17 protein-coding genes are annotated in these 20,416 nt (G+C 62.4%); 8 read left to right on the top strand and 9 right to left on the bottom strand.

Translation table 11 applies throughout. The features are described 5' to 3' along the window. The 3 genes from VBE63_RS05270 to VBE63_RS05280 form a co-directional block, all read right to left on the bottom strand. Positions 1 to 1,058: efflux RND transporter permease subunit (locus tag VBE63_RS05270; RefSeq protein WP_323681953.1), on the bottom strand; the 1,058-nt coding region annotated here is incomplete at its 3' end. Positions 1,059 to 1,482: 424 nt separating this feature from the next. Then, a complete protein-coding gene (locus VBE63_RS05275) occupies positions 1,483 to 3,186 on the bottom strand; it encodes a FapA family protein (RefSeq protein ID WP_323681954.1) in 1,704 nt (567 codons plus the stop codon). A 20-nt stretch (positions 3,187 to 3,206) separates the two neighbouring features. After that, entirely contained in the window at positions 3,207 to 4,790 is a 1,584-nt protein-coding gene (locus tag VBE63_RS05280; RefSeq protein WP_323681955.1) for a cation:proton antiporter family protein, read from the bottom strand. A gap of 227 nt (positions 4,791 to 5,017) precedes the next feature. On the opposite strand from VBE63_RS05280, the gene fusA reads away from it, so the two are divergent. The 4 genes from fusA to VBE63_RS05300 all read left to right on the top strand — a co-directional run bounded on the left by fusA (position 5,018) and on the right by VBE63_RS05300 (position 10,638). Continuing rightward, a complete protein-coding gene (fusA, locus tag VBE63_RS05285; RefSeq protein ID WP_323681956.1) occupies positions 5,018 to 7,066 on the top strand; it encodes an elongation factor G in 2,049 nt (682 codons plus the stop codon). A 141-nt stretch (positions 7,067 to 7,207) separates the two neighbouring features. Further along, on the top strand, positions 7,208 to 8,878 hold the full coding sequence (pabB, locus tag VBE63_RS05290) for an aminodeoxychorismate synthase component I (RefSeq protein ID WP_323681957.1): 1,671 nt from the start codon (positions 7,208 to 7,210) through the stop codon (positions 8,876 to 8,878). Between the two features lie 38 nt (positions 8,879 to 8,916). Then, positions 8,917 to 9,936 carry a Uma2 family endonuclease gene (locus tag VBE63_RS05295; RefSeq protein ID WP_323681958.1) on the top strand — a complete coding sequence of 340 codons (1,020 nt, stop codon included), beginning with the start codon at positions 8,917 to 8,919 and terminating at the stop codon, positions 9,934 to 9,936. Positions 9,937 to 10,017: 81 nt separating this feature from the next. Continuing rightward, entirely contained in the window at positions 10,018 to 10,638 is a 621-nt protein-coding gene (locus VBE63_RS05300) for a copper chaperone PCu(A)C (protein ID WP_323681959.1), read from the top strand. A gap of 178 nt (positions 10,639 to 10,816) precedes the next feature. Here VBE63_RS05300 and VBE63_RS31305 read toward each other — a convergent pair whose 3' ends face one another. Both VBE63_RS31305 and pepN read right to left on the bottom strand, forming a co-directional pair. Beyond that, the gene (locus VBE63_RS31305) at positions 10,817 to 10,945 is read right to left on the bottom strand and encodes a helix-turn-helix domain-containing protein (RefSeq protein WP_416274508.1); all 129 of its coding nucleotides are present in this window, start codon (positions 10,943 to 10,945) and stop codon (positions 10,817 to 10,819) included. Further along, a complete protein-coding gene (pepN, locus tag VBE63_RS05305) occupies positions 10,942 to 13,668 on the bottom strand; it encodes an aminopeptidase N (RefSeq protein WP_323681960.1) in 2,727 nt (908 codons plus the stop codon). Before pepN ends, VBE63_RS31305 begins: the two co-directional genes overlap by 4 nt. A gap of 252 nt (positions 13,669 to 13,920) precedes the next feature. Between pepN and grxC the strand changes: the two genes are divergently transcribed. From grxC to VBE63_RS05320, 3 genes are read left to right on the top strand one after another with little or no spacing between them, the layout of a single operon-like run. Next, entirely contained in the window at positions 13,921 to 14,178 is a 258-nt protein-coding gene (grxC, locus tag VBE63_RS05310) for a glutaredoxin 3 (protein WP_323681961.1), read from the top strand. Positions 14,179 to 14,189: 11 nt separating this feature from the next. Next, complete coding sequence (locus VBE63_RS05315) at positions 14,190 to 14,597, top strand: RNA-binding S4 domain-containing protein (protein ID WP_323682017.1); 408 nt, start codon at positions 14,190 to 14,192, stop codon at positions 14,595 to 14,597. Between the two features lie 17 nt (positions 14,598 to 14,614). Then, a complete protein-coding gene (locus VBE63_RS05320) occupies positions 14,615 to 15,076 on the top strand; it encodes a hypothetical protein (protein ID WP_323681962.1) in 462 nt (153 codons plus the stop codon). Positions 15,077 to 15,084: 8 nt separating this feature from the next. Here VBE63_RS05320 and VBE63_RS05325 read toward each other — a convergent pair whose 3' ends face one another. The 4 genes from VBE63_RS05325 to gmk form a co-directional block, all read right to left on the bottom strand. Next, a complete protein-coding gene (locus VBE63_RS05325) occupies positions 15,085 to 17,316 on the bottom strand; it encodes a RelA/SpoT family protein (protein WP_323681963.1) in 2,232 nt (743 codons plus the stop codon). Between the two features lie 142 nt (positions 17,317 to 17,458). Then, positions 17,459 to 17,737: a DNA-directed RNA polymerase subunit omega gene (gene rpoZ / locus VBE63_RS05330; protein ID WP_323681964.1), complete on the bottom strand. Its 279-nt coding sequence runs from the start codon at positions 17,735 to 17,737 to the stop codon at positions 17,459 to 17,461. A gap of 235 nt (positions 17,738 to 17,972) precedes the next feature. Beyond that, entirely contained in the window at positions 17,973 to 18,107 is a 135-nt protein-coding gene (locus VBE63_RS05335; RefSeq protein WP_323681965.1) for a hypothetical protein, read from the bottom strand. Further along, positions 18,107 to 18,754 carry a guanylate kinase gene (gmk, locus tag VBE63_RS05340; protein ID WP_323681966.1) on the bottom strand — a complete coding sequence of 216 codons (648 nt, stop codon included), beginning with the start codon at positions 18,752 to 18,754 and terminating at the stop codon, positions 18,107 to 18,109. The genes VBE63_RS05335 and gmk overlap by 1 nt, the downstream gene beginning before the upstream one ends. 229 nt (positions 18,755 to 18,983) lie before the next feature. Here gmk and VBE63_RS05345 point away from each other — a divergent pair, with 229 nt between their 5' ends. Further along, positions 18,984 to 20,102 carry an aminotransferase class V-fold PLP-dependent enzyme gene (locus tag VBE63_RS05345; protein WP_323681967.1) on the top strand — a complete coding sequence of 373 codons (1,119 nt, stop codon included), beginning with the start codon at positions 18,984 to 18,986 and terminating at the stop codon, positions 20,100 to 20,102. The last annotated feature ends 314 nt before the right edge of the window (positions 20,103 to 20,416 follow it).

Below are 20,416 nucleotides of genomic sequence, written 5' to 3' on the forward strand. Positions count from 1 at the left end.
ATCCGCTGCTCGAGACCGGCGAGCTTCTCGAGCACCGCCTCGGCCACCGTCACGCCGTTCGCGCCCTCTTTCTTGGCGATGGCAAGCGTCACCGCCTGCGCGCCATTCGCCGGATGCTGGCCCTGATAGGCCGGGCCGGTCAGATGGGTCACGACCTGCTCGGTCTCCTGCGGCAAGGGTCGCACGCGGGCGATATCACGGATGTAGATCGGCTGGCCGCCCTGGGAGCCGACCACCAGCCGTTCGATGTCATCGGCATCCTGCAGAAAGGCCCCGGAATAGACCTTATACGAGGTACCGCCGCCTTCGGTGGCGCCGGTCTGGGTCTCGGCATTGGCGCTGCGGATGGTCTCGGCGATGCGATCGAGCGTGATGCCATAGCCGGCCAGGCGCTCCATCATCACCTCGACCCGGATCTGCTCCTCGCGCCCGCCGACGACGAAGCCCTTGCCGGTCTCGGGCACCGAGCCGAGTGCTTGCAGCACATCCAGCCCCAGGGTGCGCAGTTGGCTGTCCTCGACCTCATCGGACCAGAGTGTCAAGGTCACGATCGGCACGTCATCGATGCTAACCGGCTTGACCAACGGCGGTCGCACATCCGGCGGCATGCGATCCATGTTCGCCTGCAGCTTGTCGTGGACCTTGACCACCGACTGGCCCATGTCCTCGCCGACCTTGAAGCGCACGGTGACGACGGCACCACCGCGTTGGGTGGCGGAATAGACATGGCGCACGCCGGTCAGCTCCATCATCAGCTGCTCGAGCGGCTGGGTCACCATGCTCTCGACCTGCACCGCCGACGCACCGGGGTACTGAACGAAGAGATCGATCATCGGCACCGAGATCTTCGGATCTTCCTGCCGCGGTGTGAACAGCAGCCCAAGCAGGCCGATGCAGAGCGCGCCGATCAGGAGCATCGGCGTCACTGGGGTGTTGATAAAGGTGCGTGCGATGCGGCCGGAGAGGCCGATCGAAGCCGCCGCCTCTGGGGCACTGCCCTGCCCCTGCGGAGCGGCCTGTGGCGGTTGAGACGCGCTGGAGTTGGTCGATTGATGCATGCGGTGCGCTCGCTCTAGAAGCCGGGCACTGCATAAGCCCGATCAGTGGCCTTGACCTGTCATGACAGACGGCTGCCACTATAACCGACAGGACGATAGCAACAAGTGTCTTCTGTACGTACGGCCATTGTCTTTAGGCGCGCATGCGCGTGCCGCGATATGCCGAGCTTGATGTGCCGAACTGTGACCGAGTCGCTTGTTTGGCAATTAAGCGTTTAGTAATATTAGGAGCATCTAGAGCAACTGCCTCGCTCGAGGCTGGACACATAAAATGATCGTCGATACGCTGACCATTGCGGGTTTCTTGAGTGCAGCCAGCTTCCTGCTGATGCCGCTCCTGATGGGCCGCGAGTTCGTTTACGTTCAGGCTGCCGACGAGCCTCAAAGCGCAAGCCTGGCCAGATCAGGCAAGGCCCTGCGTGACTCAGCGGGTTTGAATGGCCCCATCCTGCAAGATGAAGGTTACGTTCCCCAATTGCTTGTGCGGTGATAATTCATGGCCAGCCAGTTTGATGAGGGTCCCTGGATAGCAGGTAAATCTGACCCGGATTCGCGCTGACTGGCACTGTTGTAATGCGATTTTCAGCTCTGCCAACTCGTCATAGTGGGCGTGCTCCCGCTGATGAAGGCTTTCCCGCGCCTCAAGGAATTTTTGTTTTTTCTCCGCCGTGATCGGTTTCTTCTGCTTGACGAATTTCTCGACAATCGCCGTCAATTGCTTGCGCTGACCCTCGATCTGATTGATCGCCTCCTTGAGGTCGGCGATGCGCGTCTTGATGTCCTCGCTCTCTCCAGCGATCAATGTGGTCGACACATTGGCGATGGCGCCAGAAACCCCGATATCGATCATCTCCTTAGCGCGAATCACACCGCCAACGATGGCCCCGCGACCTGGCAGCAGAACCCGACTTCCAGCCCTGACGTTGGAGTGGAAGATCTGCTTCTGAACGATGATCTCTTGACCGGCTTCGAGCGTCGCATCCTGCACGAAGCGCGCCTTGATCTGAGTGCCTGCCTTAAGATACGCATCATCGATCGGTCCTGCCGCGCCGTCCTGACCCTCTGAACTGGACTTTTTGGTGCTGGGGTGATCGTCTCCATCGGATTGTCGACGGCCAATCACGCCACCGCTGACTTCGATCGCACCTCCTGCCTGGATATGCGCAGCCTCAACCAAGCCACCGACTTTCACATCGCCTTGCACCTCGATTTTCATGCCCGGCTCAACGTTGCCCTTGACCTGAACACTGCCATCGAAGCGGATATGTCCGGTTTCGATGCCCACCTGCTCGAAATGCAGGACTTTTTCAACGTAAGCGCCCTGGCTGTAGACCACCGGCATGCCGCTGGTGGCGGCGATCAAAAGATGCTCATCCCCGGGGGCTAGCTGAACACTGTCATCCTTGGGTTTGAGAACAATGTTCTTTCCGTTGCGCGCCTTGACCAATCGGCCCGTCACGGTCCGTCCTGGCTGACCCTCGGTCGCTGGGTGATGTCTCACGAGCGCCTGGCCGACCTCGATATGGGGAAAATCCCCAAGCTCGAGGAAATCGACGTTTCCAGCCTCGTCGACCTGCGGCCGACGATCAACAATGGTTTCGATCAGCGGCTCTAGCCAGGCATCAACGCCATCCTGGGCTGGCTCGCCAAAGGCGACGATCATGCCAACGGGTATCTGGGTCTCGCGGAGCTTTTGCCGGAGCGCATCGCTGGTCAAGGTCTCAAGGCTATCCGCAAGCAAACCGCGCAGGATATTCGCATCCCTGAGGGCCTCATTCAGCGCTTCGGCGGTCAGATCCTGCCCCTTCCCCCGAGGCGGATGAACAACCACGCCAGCCAGCATCTCATTGGCGCTGACAAAGACCTCGAGACGCGCATCGACAGGGCCACCGAGACGCAGATCACAGGCTTCGTTTCGTTGCATACAGGCGCGCAGCGTCGAGAGTGTTGAAGGCTCGATGGCGTAATCGCTGACCTTGAGGCCCGCCTTTTCCATAAGGCCCCGGAATTGCGCCGGCGCCAGAGGTGACGGCGTAGTCTCTTGTGGCTCATAGCGAGCCCAGACATCCCCCGTTTCGACCTCTTCACGAAAACTGAGCCCAACATCGTCGTCTGTGGCTGGCTCCATGAACCTGCTCCTGTTACGAACTACTCTGTGATTGATTGTTGCCCGGCGCACACATGCTGGGCGAACCCCGCACCGGCCTCGGCGTAGAGGTTGAAGACCAACTGAACACCCGCCGCCCGCAGGGCTTGCTCATCGTCCGGATACTTGGCGATCGCGCCAATGGTGCCGGTGAAGCCCTCCTTGAGCAAATGCTCGGCCGCGAATAGATTCTCAGAGACACGCGGCATTGCCAAGAGCACGAGACGCATGTGACCATCGTCGAGATGTAGCCGATGCCAGAAATCCGCATCGGTCGCACTCCCCTGTACCACATAGCGCCCCTGCTGCTGGTGACGCCTGATGGTATCCGGATCGGCATCGACCCCGACCGGCCGCAGCCCACGCGCATGCGCCAGCTCATCGTAGGCACCGCAGCCAATCCGCCCCATGCCGACCACCATAGCATTGGCGTCGCCGGGATCGATCTCGGCCTCCTCCGGCAAGCGCCGCCGGCGCTCGAGCAAGCGCAGCCAACGGCTCAACGCCTCGTACCAGACATGCGAGCGACTCACCGCCGGCGAGGCGGCGATAAACGAGAACGCTAGTGCCAGCGCCATCACTGCCAGCCATTGCGAATGGAGCCAGCCATTCTCGACCCCCACGGCGACTACGATGAGACCGAATTCGCTGTAGTTGGTCAGCGTCAAGCCGCCGAGAAAGGCGGTCCGCCCACGCAGTCCGAACCAGAGCATCAGCTGCTGATAGAGCACCCATTTGTAAGGCAGCAACAGCAGCAGCGCGAACGCGAACAGGATCATCACTGGACTCGGCAGCCCCTGCAGGCCAATGCTGAGGAAGAAACCAACCAAGAACAGATCCTTGAGATCGAGCAAGGATTTCGCCAGCTCGCTCGCCTTGGGATGGTTAGCGATCATCACGCCGATCAGAATGGCCCCGAGATCGCCTTTCATGCCCACCCACTCGAACAGCTCCGAGGTTCCAAGCGCCAAGATCAGTCCGAACAGCAACAGCAGCTCGCCATGCCCGGCATGACTCAGCAGCCAGTGCAGCCACCGCCGTGCCGGCAACAGGAGCAGCAAGAACACTGCCCATAAGGTCGGAATCTTGCCTGCCGAAAAGGCCAAGAAGACCACCGCCGCCAGATCCTGGATGATCAGAATACCGATGGCAATCGTGCCATAGAGCGCCCCCATCTCGCCCTTTTCCTCGAGCACCTTGACGGCGAACACCGTGCTCGAGAAGCTCAGCGCGAAGGTCAATAAGGCCGCGGTGCCCAGATCAGCCCCCACCAATAGCGGCAGCCCAAGTCCACCAAGCGCGAGCAGTAAGGGCACCACCAGCGCCAGCATTGCGATCATGTGCAACACCGCAGTACCCCAGACATGCGGCTGCGCCAGGCTCTTGAGCTTGAGCTTCAAGCCAATGGTGAACAGCAACAGGGTAATACCGATGTGGGCCAGTTCTTCGACAAGGGCATCCTCGCGCGCACCAAAAGCGTGCAGCAAGAATCCCCCCACAAGATAACCGACCAGCGGCGGCAAACCGATTTGACGCGCCCCGAGTCCTAACGCAAAGGCCAACGCGATCCAGATGATATCGAACATTCGAAGCCTTCTCCTCTAGGATCTGGGATGGCAAATCAAGGCAGGCACAGCCTGTATGGTACGGGCTGCATTGATCTATCGCACGCATCAAGCAGGCGCCATGCCGATCAATCGCCGCAGCTATCCTAAATGACCACTGGGTTACGCTATACTCCCGCTGTTTAACTCGGCCATCGCCGTCGCGATCGGCTACCTGCCAACCACTGAAGCGCGAAAAGGGTTCCTGCATGTCTGACTACAACGCCGAGGACGTCCGCAACATCGCCCTCGTCGGCCACGCCGGTTCCGGCAAGACCTCCCTGGTCGAGGCCCTGCTGGCCAGCGCCGGCGCCATCGCCGAGCCCGGCAGCGTGACCAAGGGCACCACGGTGTGCGACCACGACGACATGGAGAAGGAGCTACAGCATTCGCTCGATGTCGGCATCACCGGCTTCACCGCTCACGGCAAGCACATCAATCTGCTCGACACCCCCGGCTATCCGGACTTCCTCGGCCGCACCCTGTCGGTGCTGAATGCGGTCGAGACCGCGGCCATCCTGGTCAATGCCGAGAATGGCATCGAGCCGCTGACCCAACGCGCCTGGAAGGCGGCCGACAACCGCAATCTGTGTCGCATCATCATCGTCAACCGGATCGATGGCACCGATGTCGATCTGGCCGGCCTCACCGAGCAACTGCGCGCGACCTTCGGCAGCGAATGCCTGCCGATCAACCTGCCCGCGGACGGTGGCAAGCGCGTCATCGACTGCTTCTTCAACCCGGCTGGCGACGTCACCGATTTTTCTTCGGTCGAGGAGGCCCATGGCCAGATCATCGATCAGGTGGTCGAGGTCGATGAGGCCCTGATGGAGGTCTACCTGGAGCAGGGCTCGGAGCTCAAGCCCGAGCAGCTGCATGATCCCTTCGAGGCGGCGCTGCGCGAGGCGCATCTGGTGCCGATCTGCTTCTGCTCGGCCGAGACCGGCGCCGGCATCCCCGAGTTGATGGAGATCCTGGTGCGGCTGATGCCGAATCCGTCCGAAGGCAACCCGCCGCCGTTCATGAAGGGCGAAGGCGCCAACCTGAAACCGGTCAGCGTCGATCCCGACCCGAGCAAACATGCGATCGCGCACGTCTTCAAGATCATCAACGACCCCTTCCGCGGCAAGATCGGCATCTTCCGCGTCCATCAGGGCCGCATCACGCCAAACAGCCAACTGCTTATCGGCGATGCGCGCAAGCCGTTCAAGGTCACCCATCTGTATCGGGTGCACGGCAAGGAGCTGATCGAGGCCGATGAGGGTGTGCCGGGTGATATCCTCGCCGTCTCGCGCGTCGACGACATCCATTTCGACGCCGTACTGCACGACTCGCACGATGAGGACCATTTCCATCTGCGCAGCATCGAGTGCCCGGTGCCGCTGTTTGGCCTTGCCATCACGGTCAGCAAGCGCGGCGATGAGCAGAAGCTCAACGATGCCCTGCACAAGCTTGAGTCCGAAGACCCTTGCTTCCACATCGAGCACAATGCCGCCGCCAACGAGACCGTGATGCGCGGCCTGGGCGAGGTGCATCTGAAGGTGCTGCTGCGCCGGCTCTCGGAGCAGTTCCACGTCGAGGTCGAGACCAAGCCGCCAAGCATCCCCTACCGCGAGACCATCACCGCCAAGGCCGAGGGTCACCATCGGCACAAGAAGCAGACCGGCGGTGCCGGCCAGTTCGGCGAGGTCTATCTACGCATCGAACCCCGCGAGCAAGGCAGCGGCTTCGAGTTCGCCGACGAGACTGTCGGCGGCTGTATCCCGAACCAGTTCATCCCCTCGATCGAAAAGGGCGTGCGCCAGGTGCTCGAAGAAGGTGCCGTCGCCGGCTACCCGATGGACGATGTCCGCGTCGCGGTCTACGACGGCAAGTCGCATCCGGTCGACTCGAAAGACATCGCCTTTGCGACCGCCGGCAAGAAGGCCTTCATCGAGGCCGTGCTCAAGGCCAAGCCAGCGATCCTGGAGCCGATCGTGAAGATCCGCATCACCGCGCCGGACAGCCACATGGGCGATCTCGCCGGCGATCTCTCCGGGCGGCGCGGGCGCATCAACGGCAGCGAGTCGAAAAGCCTTGGCCGCATCGTCATCGAGGGCGAGGCGCCACTGGCCGAATTGGAAGGCTATGAATCACGGCTGAAGTCGATTACCGGCGGCGAAGGCACCTACAGCATCGAGCTCAGCCACTACGCCCCAGTGCCTGCGAATATCCAGAAGCAGCTCGCGGACGCTTATCAGCGCACCGGCGACGATTAGACAACGACGGCCAGCAAGACCGACGAAGACAGACGTCCCCGGACTTGTACCACCGGCGGCTTGCTGCCGGTGGTTAGCGCCTTCGCTGTCATCAGATGCAAGCGTCGCGCATCATGTCAACGGCAGCGTCAAGGCGGACTGATGCGCTATCTCAACGAGCTTCCCTATCGCGCCGATTCAGCCAACCTGTTCACCCCTCTGAGCAGTCGCCCCTGGGCAATGTTCCTCGATAGCGCAACGGCCTGCGGCGGCGGCGGCGGCCGCTGGGACATCTTGGTCACCGACCCGAGCGCGACTCTGGTCACCCGCGGCGTGATCACCGAGGTCCGTGATGCGGCGGGTTGCTACCGCTCAGGCGCCGATCCCTTCAGCCTGCTCCGCGAGGCCCTCGGACCACCCGCGGCTCATGCCGACCCCGCCATTGCTAGTCTGCCCTTCGTCGGCGGCGCCATCGGCTGGTTCGGCTATGACCTCGCGCGACGCCTCGAGCACCTGCCGGTGCACGCCATCGACGCCGAGGGGCTGCCGGAGATGGCGATCGGCATCTTCGACTGGGCGCTGCTGGTCGACCATGGCGAACAGCGGAGCTGGCTGGTCAGCGCTGGCCGGGATGCGCGGACCCAGGCCCGCTGGCCGCGGCTGCTGCGGCAGTTCCGCGGCATGCTCTCCAGTACACCAACAGATTTGCCAACAGATTCGCCAACGGATGCGCCAGCAGATACGCCAACGAAGCGGTCCATCGCGTTCGCCGCCGAGCAGCGCCTGGGACAGACATCGAGCTTCGCAAGCGCCGATCAGGCCGAGCCACGCTCGGCGGCAACATCAAGCCCCGCAAGCGCCGATCTGATCGCGCGCGGCCCGATCGCGCAGAAGGCATGCCCGCCGCTGCACAGGCTCGCGCCACTGCGCACGCCCGAGCCGCTGCTGGCGCCCCAGCCACTGCACACGCTCGAGCCACTGCGCTCGAATCTCGCGCGCGCCGAGTACGCGGCCGCCTTCGCGCGCATCAAGGGCTACATTCGCGCCGGCGATTGTTACCAGATCAATCTCGCCCAACGCTTCGCCGCGCGCGCCAGCGGCGACCCCTGGAGCGCCTATCGCCGCCTGCGGCAATTGAACCCAGCGCCGTTCTCGGCCTATCTGCAGACCCCCTTTGGCCAGATCCTCAGCTCATCACCCGAGCGCTTCCTCGCGCTGCGCGACGGGCGCGTCGAGACGCGACCGATCAAGGGCACCCGCCCTCGCAGCGCCGATCCCGACGAAGACGCCGCGCTGAAACGCGCGCTTGCCGAGAGCCCCAAGGATCGCGCCGAGAATCTGATGATCGTCGACCTGCTGCGCAATGATCTTGGCCGCGTCTGCCGCACTGGCAGCATCCAGGTGCCAAGCCTGTTCGCGACCGAATCCTATGCCTCGGTACACCATCTAGTCAGCACCATCACCGGTGAGCTGCGCGCGAACGAAGACGCCAGCTCGCTGCTGCGCGCCTGCTTTCCCGGCGGCTCGATCACCGGCGCACCGAAGATCCGCGCCATGCAGATCATCGAAGCGCTTGAGCCGCATCGACGCGGCGTCTACTGCGGCGCCATCGGCTACTTGGGCTTTGATGGCGCCATGGATACCAATATCGCCATTCGCACCATTGTGCATAGCGCCGGACAGGTCCGTTTCTGGTCCGGCGGCGGCCTGGTGCATGACTCCGATTGCGAGCAGGAATACCGCGAGACCTTCGACAAGGCCGCGCGCCTGATCGAACTCCTTGCGCCTGGACCCGCGGGACGCGAGCTTGCGGCACTCATAGGCGTTGACTAGTATCGCCTTCAAGCTTAACGACTCGAGAGTTGCCGCAAATGCCACAATGGCCCATTCCAGGTGAGCCGCTCGCCCACGCCGAGCCGGTCTCCGCCGACGGCCGACTGGTCAGCGAAGAGGAGTACTGGCAGGACTGGTACCACAGCGCTGACTTCAGCTACGAGTGGAACAATGGCCGCTTAGAGGAGAAGCCGGTGTCGGATTTCGAGACCTTTCAGGTCTATCTCTGGTTTCTGGAGCTGTTGCGCCATTACCTGCGGCTGCAGCCGATCGGCAAGCTGGTGGCGCTGGAGATGGGCTTTCGGCTGGCGCTCAGAACAGGCACGGTGATCCGCAAGCCAGACCTGGCGCTGGTGCTCGACAGCAACCTGGTGCCGCTGGATCTGACCGATAGCTCCTACCACGGCGTTTTTGACCTCTGCGTCGAAGCGCTCTCGACCGAGAAACCGGCCTACATCCATCGCGACCTGGTGGTCAAGAAGGCCGAGTATGCTGCCGCAGGCGTGCCCGAGTATTACGTGCTGCACCGCGAGCAGGGCAACCTGGCCTTCTACGGCCGCACCCGAGGCAGTAGCGTCTACAGCCCGCTACCGATCGAGGGCAGCGGTGATGAACGCCTGGTGCGCTCGCGGATACTGCCCGGCTTTCAATTCCGCGTCAGTGACCTGATCCGCCGGCCCGACCTGGATGCGATTCGTTGCGATCCGGTCTATAGCGACTTCGTGCTGCCAGAATGGACGCGCGCGGAACTGGAAAAGGCACAAGCGGAGCAGGCGCAGGCACAAGCAGAGCAGGCGCAGGCGCAAGCGGAGCAGGCGCAGGCGCAAGCGAAGCAGGCACATGCGCAAGCCGAACAGGCACGCTTGCAAGCCGAGCGCGAGCGTGACGAGGCCAGCCGCCAACGTGATCAAGCTAGCCGCGAGCGCGATGCGGCTAGCCGTGCACAGGATCAAGCCAGCCGCGAGCGCGATGCGGCCTTAGCAGAGGCGCGTCGCGAGGCCGCCGCCCGAGCAGCACTCGAAGCGGAGCTGGCCAGTTTGCGCAACGGATCGACCTGATCGATCGCGACACTGACCAGATCAAGCGTCCCGAACCGCTCGCCTACTCCCTTTCAACACTTGAGTTTTGGAGATGAATCGATGGCTGTCACCCTGAATGCGATTGGTCGCCGCTTGGCCCCTCGTGCTGAGGCGCGACCACAGCCCCAGTGGTGCTTGATGAGCCCAAGAAACTGTCCATCATTCGCGGCCAGTTGCCGCGACCGGTCGCTCCGAAATCGGGAAGCAATCTCTGGACTGTCACTCAGCATCACTCTCGCCCTCAGCCTCGCGCTGGGCCTCGCCCTGCCGAGCATGGCGTTTGCCGAGGGCATCGCCATCGCAGACGCCTATGCGCGCGCCGTGCCGCCAGGCCAGCCCAACAGTGCCGCCTTCATGACTTTGACCAATGCAGGCGAGCAGGATCGCGCCTTGATCACCGGCGAGAGCGATGCCGCCGAGGTGGTGGAATTGCACAGGCACCGGATGGAAGACGGCATGATGCGCATGCGTCAAGTCGAGCAGATCGCACTGCCCGCTGGCGAGACAGTCACCCTCGCGCCCGGCGGCCTGCATGTGATGCTGATCGGCCTGACCAAAACGCTCGCGCCAGGCGATCAAATCGAACTCACCTTAGGCTTCGATGACGGCTCTTTACAGACGCTAAACCTGCCGGTGCGGCGCATCGATCCAAGCGCCATGCCGGCACACAAGCACCATTAAGATCGCCTTCAACCAGGGCTTGCATCCAGCGATTGCATACCGCACTGTCGACGATGATAGCCGCGCTTGCAGCGATGATGCGCGGGAAAGCCGCGAGCAGCAGCAGAGAACCTTCTGGCATCAGGCGATCTCAAAAGCGGTTGCTCGGTTGCCTGGCCGGCGACCCGCCGAATGCCCATCACCGCCGCTGAATGCCATGGCGCTTGATCCGCGAGGTCAGGGTGGTGGGCTTCAAGCCCAGCCTTTCCGCCGCGCCGCCAGGGCCAGAGACCTTACCCCGGCTGGCGGCGAGTGCCTGTTCGATCAGCCGGCGTCCAGACTCTTCGAGACGACCTCGTAGACATCGTTCGAGAGTCCTTCCACCTCGAGGATGCGCTCAAGTTGCGTGCGCAGTCGCTGCTGTCGGCCCTCATCGTAGCGGCGCCAGCGCGTCATCGGGTAGACCAGGCGCGAGGCGATCTGCGGATTCAGTGGATCAAGCTCGAGGATACGGTCGGCGAGGAAGCGGTAGCCGGTGCCATCCACGGCATGAAAGCGCACCGGGTTGCCGGCAGCGAAGGCGCCAATCAAGGCCCGCACGCGGTTCGGGTTAGTGAGTGAGAAATCTGGATGGGCCAGCAGACTCTCGACCCGCGCTAGCGTATCGCTCCGGCTGCTCTGCGCCTGCAGCGCAAACCATTTGTCGAGCACCAAGGGCTCACCAGACCAACGCTGGTAGAAGGCCGCGAGTGCCTGTTCGCCGGCATTGCTGCCCGACTCGGCTCCAACTCCGGCTACCCCGCTTGGGCTTACGGCTCCAGCATTCGCCGCTGGAGTGTCTGCAGATGGCGCAGTCGGCGCCTCGATCAGCAGGCGTAGCGCGCTGATCACGTCGGTCATGTTCTGCTGGGCGTCAAATTGCTGCTGTGCCAGGATCAGCCCCTCGGTATCGCCAGCGCGCACCAGATAGCTCAGGCAAAGATTGCCGAGCGCGCGGCGCCCCATCGACGCATGGCTCAGGTCGAAGCCAGCATCGGTGCGGGTCCGCTCGTAGGCCCCTAGCAGGAGCTCGCGCAAGCGCTTGCCGACCTCGGCAGCGAGTGCCTGGCGGGCGCGATGGATGCCATCGACATCCACGATCCGCATCTGGTCGCCAAGATAGCTCTCAGAGGGCAACGTCAGCACTTCAGCGATCAACGCCGCATCGGCGCTCTCATCCCGCAGCGCCCGCTGGAACGCGTCGATGAAGCGCTCCGGCACGCTCAGCGCTGGATCAGCCACCATCGCCAGCAACAACCGCTGGGCCAAGGTCTGCGCCGCATCCCAGCGGTTAAAGCCATCCGTGTCGTGCGCCATTAGAAAGCTGAGCTGCTCATCGGTATAGGGATATTGGACTTGTACCGGTGCCGAGAAACCGCGCAATAACGAGGGGACCGGGCACTCGGTGAGTCCGGTGAAGACAAAGGTCTCGACCGGGCGACGCAGTTCAAGCATGCGGGTGCCCGCCGCCGGCGCCCTCTGCTCACCCGCCAGCTGCAGCGGCAGATCTTGACCCTGAGCGTCAAGCAGACCGAGCGCGAGCGGGATGTGTAAGGGCTGTTTCTCGGGCTGCCCCGGCGTGGCTGGCGTGTGCTGGCGAACTTCAAGCCGATAGGTTCCGGTCGTGGCGTCGAACTGATCGGCACAGTCGAGCTGCGGCGTGCCGGCCTGGCTGTACCAGCGCTTGAATTGGGTCAGATCGATACCGCCAGCCGCTTCCATGCAGCTGACAAAGTCATCAGTGGTCACCGCTTGGCCATCGAAGCGCTCGAAGTAGAGATCGGTCGCCTGGCGGAAGCGCTCCGGGCCAAGCAGCTTGGCTTGCATGCGCACCAGCTCGGCGCCCTTTTCATAGACCGTCGCAGTGTAGAAATTATTGATCTCGATATAGGAATCGGGCCGCACCGGATGCGCCATGGGGCCTGAGTCTTCCGGAAATTGGCGCGCGCGCAGCTGACGCACGTCCGCGATCCGCTTGACCCCACGCGAGCCCATATCCGCCGAGAACTCCTGGTCGCGATAGACAGTGAAACCTTCCTTCAGGCTGAGCTGGAACCAGTCGCGGCAGGTGATGCGGTTGCCGGTCCAATTATGGAAATATTCATGCGCGACCACGCCCTCGATGCCAGCAAAGTCGGCATCGGTCGCGGACTCCGCACTCGCCAGGATGTACTTGGCATTGAACAGATTGAGCCCTTTGTTCTCCATCGCGCCCATATTGAAATGGCTGACGGCAACGATGTTGAACACCTCCAGATCGTATTCCCGACCATAGTGCTCCTCGTCCCAGCGCATGGCGCGGATCAGCGACTGCATGGCATGCGTGCATTTCTCCTCGTTACCGGGCTCGACGTAGATGCGCAATGGCAACCAACGACCTGAAGCCGTCTTGAATCGATCCTCGACAGCGCTGAGGTTACCGGCGACTACAGCAAACAGATAGCTTGGCTTCGGAAAGGGGTCATCCCAATGCACACAGAGACGGCCGTCTTCGAGCCGTTCCTCGCCGGCTGGATTGCCATTCGCGAGCAGCACCGGATAACGCTCAGCGTCGGCGATCAGCGTCACGCGATAGGTGGCCATGACATCCGGGCGATCGATAAAGTAGGTGATGCGCCGAAAGCCCTCCGCCTCACACTGGGTGCAGAGCATGCTACCGGAGACGTAGAGCCCCTCCAAGGCGGTGTTGGCGCTCGGATTCAGCTGCACTCGGGTCTGCAATCGAAATCGATCGGGGACTCGATGCACCAGCAGCTGATCTTCTTCAACCTGATACTCGGCAGGCGTGAGCGGCCGCTCGTTCAGACTGATCGCCTTAAGCTTGAGCTGCTCGCCATGTAACCGCAGATCACCATCGCCACGGGTTGCCGCCGGGTTGCGCCGCAAGCTGAGCTCAGCCTCGACCTGGGTCTGCTGGTCATCAAGCTCGAACCGCAGCGCAACGCTGTCGATCAAGAATTCCGGGGGGCGATAGTCGCTGAGGCGAATGACGGGCGGTGTGGTGCGATACATCGGCTTAGTCGGTGGCTCTGCTAGTATGGGGGTGAGTATCGGGCGCGGCTTGGCGGACCCGGGCCGCTTATGCCAATCTTGCGTCATTCGGCCGCCATTGGCCGATTTCAAGCAGTGCGCGCCGAGGTTTCTCGTTCGAGCGCACTGAGGTCAGCGCCTTGTGCGCCTCTGGAGCGTCCAGAGTTCAGCCGCGTGTTCCGGGTCTGGCCTAGCGGTCCCGGCGCGCCGATTAGCGAGGGTAACAGCGCAATGATGCCCATTGTGCAGATGTACGCGACGGCCTTCTGCCCCTACTGCGTGCGCGCACGCAGACTTCTGAAGCAGAAAGGCATCGCATTTGAAGAGATCCGGGTCGATAAAGACCCGCATGAAATGCGCACTATGATCCAGCGCAGTCGCCGTACCACGGTGCCGCAGATCTTCATCGGTGAGCAGCACATCGGCGGCTATGACGACATGGCAGCGTTGGATCGGGCCGGAAAGCTCGACCCTTTGCTCGAGGAGCGCTGAGCACCGACATGATGACCGCAGCACAGGCAGACACCGAAGCGCTAGGCAGCCAGCGGCTCGACAAATGGCTCTGGGCCGCGCGTTTTTTCAAGACGCGCCCACTCGCGGTAGAGGCCATCAACGGCGGCAAGGTGCATGTCGAGGGTCAGCGCGCTAAGCCAGGCCGCAGTGTGCGCCCTGGCACCAAGCTCAGCATCCACAAAGGACAGCTGGAATGGCAGATTGAGGTCAAGGCCGTCTCCAAGCAACGCCGCCCGGCCAGCGAAGCAGCGCTGCTGTTCGAGGAGGACGAGCAGAGCCGGCTCAAGCGTCAAGAGAGGGTCCAAGCGCGCCGAGCCGCTGGGCCGAGCTTACGCGTTGAGGGCGGGCGGCCGACCAAACGCGACCGCCGCCGGCTCAGTGAGCTGACCGGCAAATAGTCAGAGGCCCTATCGCTATGGACAACCAAGTCTTCCGCGAGACCTATAGCCGCATCAACGAGCGCTACTGCCCGTTCGAGAAGAGCATCCTGACCAATCAATGTGCCTGCAGCCGTGCCGAGCGCTTCTGCATTGCCGAGCGCGAAGGGGTCCAATGCAAGACCGATGAGGCGCAGGCGCGCTGCCTAAGCCTATTGGCGCTGCTGCGCGGTCAAGCACGCTTCGCATTGAGAACCATCGATGGGGGTTCTGCGTTGCCGCACGCGAAGGCGATGCGCGTTCAAGTGGGAGGTCTACGTGGTCTGTATCTGGCACTCAACCCGGATGCGGAGGTGCCAAAGACCATCGACGATGTGGACGCCATCGTCGAGGCAGCGGTCAGCCGCTTTGGTCATCTGGACAACCTGCCCTTTCAGGTCATCGTGCAGCAGATCACCGCGTACCGAGGGCGACGTCCGTTTCGCGACCGACGGCGCTAACGCTCCCCTTAATGCTTGCCGTAGCCATCGCGCGAGCGGCCCGCATTGGAGAGTCGCACGATGCGCGTCACGGTCGGGATCTGGCGTAGACGACGCATGATGCCGGCGAGATGTTTGCGGCCGGTCACGTTGACGAGGAAGTCGAGCGTCGTCGTCATACCATCCTTATCACGCGAATTCACGTTCTCGATATTCGAGCCTTGCTCGGCGATGGCGCTGGCAAGGGTGGCCAATGCACCGCGGCGATTGCCCACATCCACCCGGATCTCGGTCTGAAACTCGGCCTGTGGGTCCTCTGCCCATTCGACCTCGAGCCATTTGTCACGCTTCGAGTGAAAATCGCCGAGGTTTCCGCACTCGTTACGATGCACCACGATCCCCTTACCCGCACTGAACAGGCCCGTGATCGGATCACCCGGGATGGGCCTGCAGCAACGGGCGAAGTGCACGACCATCCCCTCGGTGCCGCGAATCGCGAGTCGGCGCGCGCTTCCTGGTGCACCGTTGCTCGTCTCAGGTGCACCCGGGCCCGCCGCAGCGACCTCACCACCCGGCATCGGCTCGGACGGCCCGGCGAGACGCCGTGCAATCAGCATCGGCATGCGATTGCCGAGCCCAATCTCGGCGAACAGCTTGTCGCTGTCTTCCAGACCAGTCTCGACCGCATGCGCCAGGATGCGCGGCTCGCCGACTTGCTCCAGCGTCAGCCCGAAGGCGGCCAGCTCGGCCGACAACATGCGTTGGCCCAACGCCTGTGCTTCACGGTTCTGCAGATTCTTCAGGTAACTGCGGATACTGGCACGCGCCTTTCCGGTCACGACGAAGTTGAGCCAAGCGGCATTCGGCTTCGCGCCGGGTGCGGTGATGATCTCCACGGTCTGCCCGCTGCGCAGCGGTGTGCGCAAGGAAGCCAGACGACGATCGATTCGTGTTGCGACGCAGGTATTGCCCACGTCCGAGTGAATCGCATAAGCGAAGTCGACCACGGTCGCGCCCATCGGCAGCACCAGGATGCGCCCCTTGGGCGTGAACACATAGACCTCATCGGGGTATAGGTCGACCTTGACATGTTCGAGAAACTCTTGCGAGTTGCCGGAATCACGCTGGACCTCGAGCAGTCCTTGCAGCCAATCCTTCGCGGCCGCCTGCGGACCACTGGCCTCGCCGCTGTTCTTGTACATCCAGTGCGCGGCAATGCCAGACTCAGCGAGCTGGTTCATGTCCGCTGTCCGGATCTGGATCTCGATCGGCACGCCCTGAGGGCCGATAAGCCCGGTGTGCAGTGATTGATAACCGTTCGACTTCGGGATCGCGATGTAATCCTTGAAGCGCCCCGGAACCGGCTTGTAGAGATCATGCACCTGACCGAGGACGCGGTAGCAGGTATCTACACGGTCAACGATGACGCGAAAGCCAAAGACATCGACCATGTCTTCGAACGAGCGCCGCTTGGCGCTCATCTTTCGATAGATACTGTAAAGATGCTTCTCACGACCGAAAACCTCGGCCGCAATCCCTTCCGCCTCAAGTCGGGCTCGCAGCGCGGCCTCAACCTTGGCAACCGTCTCGCTCCGGCCTTGTAGCTTCTCGCCCACCGTGCGCGATAACACCGCATGGCGCCAGGGCCAGTGATGGCGAAACCCAAGGTCTTCCAGATCGAGCCGAATCCGGTTGATGCCGAGCCGGTTGGCGATCGGCGCGTAGATCTCGAGGGTCTCGCGCGAGATGCGCCGGCGCTTGGCGGGCATCATGGCATCCAGGGTGCGCATATTGTGCAGGCGATCCGCGAGCTTGATCAGGATGACGCGGATATCGCGCGTCATCGCCAGCATCATCTTGCGGAAGCTTGCTGCCTGCGCCTCGGCGCGGGAGGGAAAGTCGATCTGCGTCAGCTTGCTTACCCCATCGACAAGCTCGGCAACATCATCGCCGAAGGTATCGGCAAGATGCTCTTTCGCCGTTGGCGTGTCTTCGATCACGTCATGCAAGATCGCTGCCATTAGGCCTTGGTAATCCATCCGCATCTCGGCGAGGATGCGTGCCACCGCGATCGGATGGTAGATGTATGGCTCGCCACTTTGCCGCTCCTGGCCTTGATGCGCTTCGGCGCCAAAGAGGTAGGCGCGATAGACTTCGCTGATCTGATCGCGCGGCAGATAGGTCTCAAGCTCGGTGAGAAGATCGCTGATCAGAAAACGCGCAGGCTCGTTGTCGGTCTGCCGATAACAACTCGGCCCCATGTCGCATGCAGCGCCTACGGCCTGCCTAGATTGGTCTTGCCGAGGGTTGACCGAGCGCTGATCTGTGGGCGGAGCATAGGCGAGCGCGGGCATGACGGGTGCCGAAGCCCCCGCACAGGGACGACTCAGTGCAGTATCCAACTCAGTCTTCTGCATCCCGTGACGCAAGCTCCTCAGCCAGCGCTCGCTCCAGTGCCTCGGCGGCATCTTGAGCCGCGCGGTCACCCTCTTCCAAGGTCTGCGGCTCGATCAGTCCGGCAGCGATCTCGCGCAAGGCCATGACCGTCGGCTTGTCATTCTCCCAAGGCAGCAGCGGCTCCACGCCCTTGGCCAACTGCCGAGCGCGTTTGGTCGATACCAAGACCAGGTCAAAACGATTATCCACGTGTTCGAGGCAATCCTCGACAGTGATGCGAGCCATGCGAATACTCCAAAACCAAACCGGTCACACCCTGATCGTCGGCCCGATGGGCGACATACCTAGGTGCAATCGGAAAAAAAGAAAGACGTTTCAACATCGGTGCCCACTGGGTCTGATCGTCTGTCTGATCATCTGTCTGATCATCTGTCTGATCATCTGTCCGATCGTGGGTCCGATCATAGGCCTGATAATGGGCCTGATGAACAGCGAAGCTGTTCTGAATCCTAGGCTCAAATTACCAGAAAACAACGCCTGACACATTGTTGCGCATCTGGTCGCGCGGATCAGTCTCGAGGATGATTGCATTGATGACCACGGCGAACGGGATGAAGTGCGCATGAAGTGCGCCGCAGACGTGCGCATCAAGCATCAAGCATCGAGCATCGAGCGCAGTCGATCTTGCTCGCGCGCGGCTTGCCGCGGCCGGCGCAAGCGCTCGGCCTTGACGATAGCGCCAAGATCGCCAAGCGCCTGCTCGAAGCGGTCATTGACGACCAGATAGTCATATTCATCCCAGTGCGAGAGCTCATGACATGCCTTGGCCATGCGCTCGCCGATGACCTCATCGCTGTCCTGACCGCGGCCACGCAGCCGTTCCTCGAGCGCAGAGAGCGATGGCGGCACGATGAAGATCGACACCGCCTGCGGAAAGCGCTCCCGAACCTGACGCGCGCCCTGCCAGTCGATCTCGAGCAACAGATCCTGGCCGCCATCGAGGGTCTCGCGCAGCGAGGATTCCGCCGTACCGTAAGCGTTATCGAAGACGCGCGCATACTCGATGAAGGCACCTTCGGCGATCATCTGCTCGAAGCGCTGATGATCGACGAAATGATAGTGTTTGCCATCGATCTCGCCCGAGCGGCGGGCACGGGTGGTGTAGGAGACGGAAAGCGAAAGGGCTGGATCACGCTTAAGCAGCGCGGCGACCAGGCTGGTCTTACCGGCTCCCGAGGGCGCGGAGACGACAAACAACAGACCTTGTGACGCAGTGAGCGGGAACGCGGGAGCTGCAGGCATGGGGCTTCCTAGGCGGATCGGGACAGGGCGGCAGAGCCGTGGCTTGGGCACAGGATTATAACGATGACAGGCCGGTCAGTCAGACCCCGCATCTGTGCCGGAACCTGTTCCGCGGGCCCTGTTCGGCAGACACTGTTCGGCGAGCAGTATTGGTCGGGCCCTGTTCGGATAGCATGGCCGGTACAGTTACTGGCATGATCGCAGCTTAAGCAATCGATCAGCCATCCTTATGCACCCAGACTTCGACCTCGATCCCGATATCCTCTATCTCAATCACGCTGCGATTGCGCCCTGGCCACAACGCACGGTGGCAGCAGTCGCAGGCTTCGCCGCCGAGCAGGGTCGGCTCGGCTCGCGGCGCTATCCGGTCTGGCTCGAGGTCGAGCAGCGGCTTCGCGAGCGCGCGGCGCGTCTGATTGGGGCCCGCTCGGCGGAGGAGATCGCGCTGCTGAAGAGCACCTCGGAAGGCCTGTCATTCGTCGCCCAAGGGCTAGCTTGGCAGGTCGGCGACAACATCGTCAGCATCGCGCAGGAGTTTCCCTCCAACCGCATCGTTTGGCAGACATTGGCCGAACGCGGGGTTGAGCTGCGCGCCCTCGACCTGGCCCTCAGTGCGGACCCGGAGGCCGATCTGCTGGCGCTCTGTGACGCGCGCACGCGCCTGCTTGCTGTGAGCTGGGTGCAGTATGGCCGAGGACAGCGTCTGGATATCGCCCGACTTGCCACGGCCTGCCGCGACCGCGGGATTCTGCTCTGTTTGGATGCGATCCAAGGCCTGGGCGCCCTGCCGTTCGATCTCGCCGAGACCCCGGTCGACTTTCTCGTCGCCGATGGTCACAAGTGGCTGCTCGGACCGGAAGGGCTGGCCCTGTTCTGGTGTCGGCCAGCGCTGCGTGAGCAACTACGACTCACCGAATTCGGCTGGCACATGGTCGAAGACATGGGAGCCTTTGATCGCCAAGACTGGCGGCCAGCGGCCAGTGCACGGCGCTTCGAATGCGGCAGCCCGAACATGCTCGGCATCCATGCCCTCGAGGCCAGCCTCTCGCTGCTCGAAGAGACCGGCGCGGAAACCATCGCCACCGCGATCGAGGCCCGGGTCGAGCGTCTGATCGAGCTTGTCGACCAGGCCGGCTTCGAACTGCTATCGCCGCGTCTGCCGTTACGGCGTGCCGGCATCCTCAGCTTCCGCGTGCCGGGCGTGGATCAGCAATGGCTGTATCAACAACTGATGAAACAGGGCCTGATGTGCGCGAGCCGCGGGGGTGGGCTACGCTTCTCACCACACTTCCATACCCCCGAAGCCCATCTGGCGCGCGCCATCGAGCTGACCAAGCAGACCCTGTAGCAGAACCTGTTCCGTTCAGGTTGAGAGACTGTCTCGCAAGGGCTGTCTCGCAAGGCCCATCTTTAAGGCGATTTCTGTCAAAGCTCATACCGCCTTGCTTGTCTTTTCGCTCGCCTTCTGCGTCGCATCGCCGGTCACATAGCTCGGCTATGCTCCCGGCGACGCTCCTTGAAGGCAAACGAACATCCTGCGCAATTCGGTACGCGCTTTTTCCGGCAATCGCCTAAAGCCATCTGTAAAGGTTAGCCGGGCACTATCAGCCATCACCGCTGCATGCGATGATTCGTGCCGGAGAGGATTCGACAGCACAGCTC

The sequence above is a fragment of the Lamprobacter sp. genome (genome assembly GCF_034860625.1).
Lineage (GTDB): Bacteria > Pseudomonadota > Gammaproteobacteria > Chromatiales > Chromatiaceae > Lamprobacter.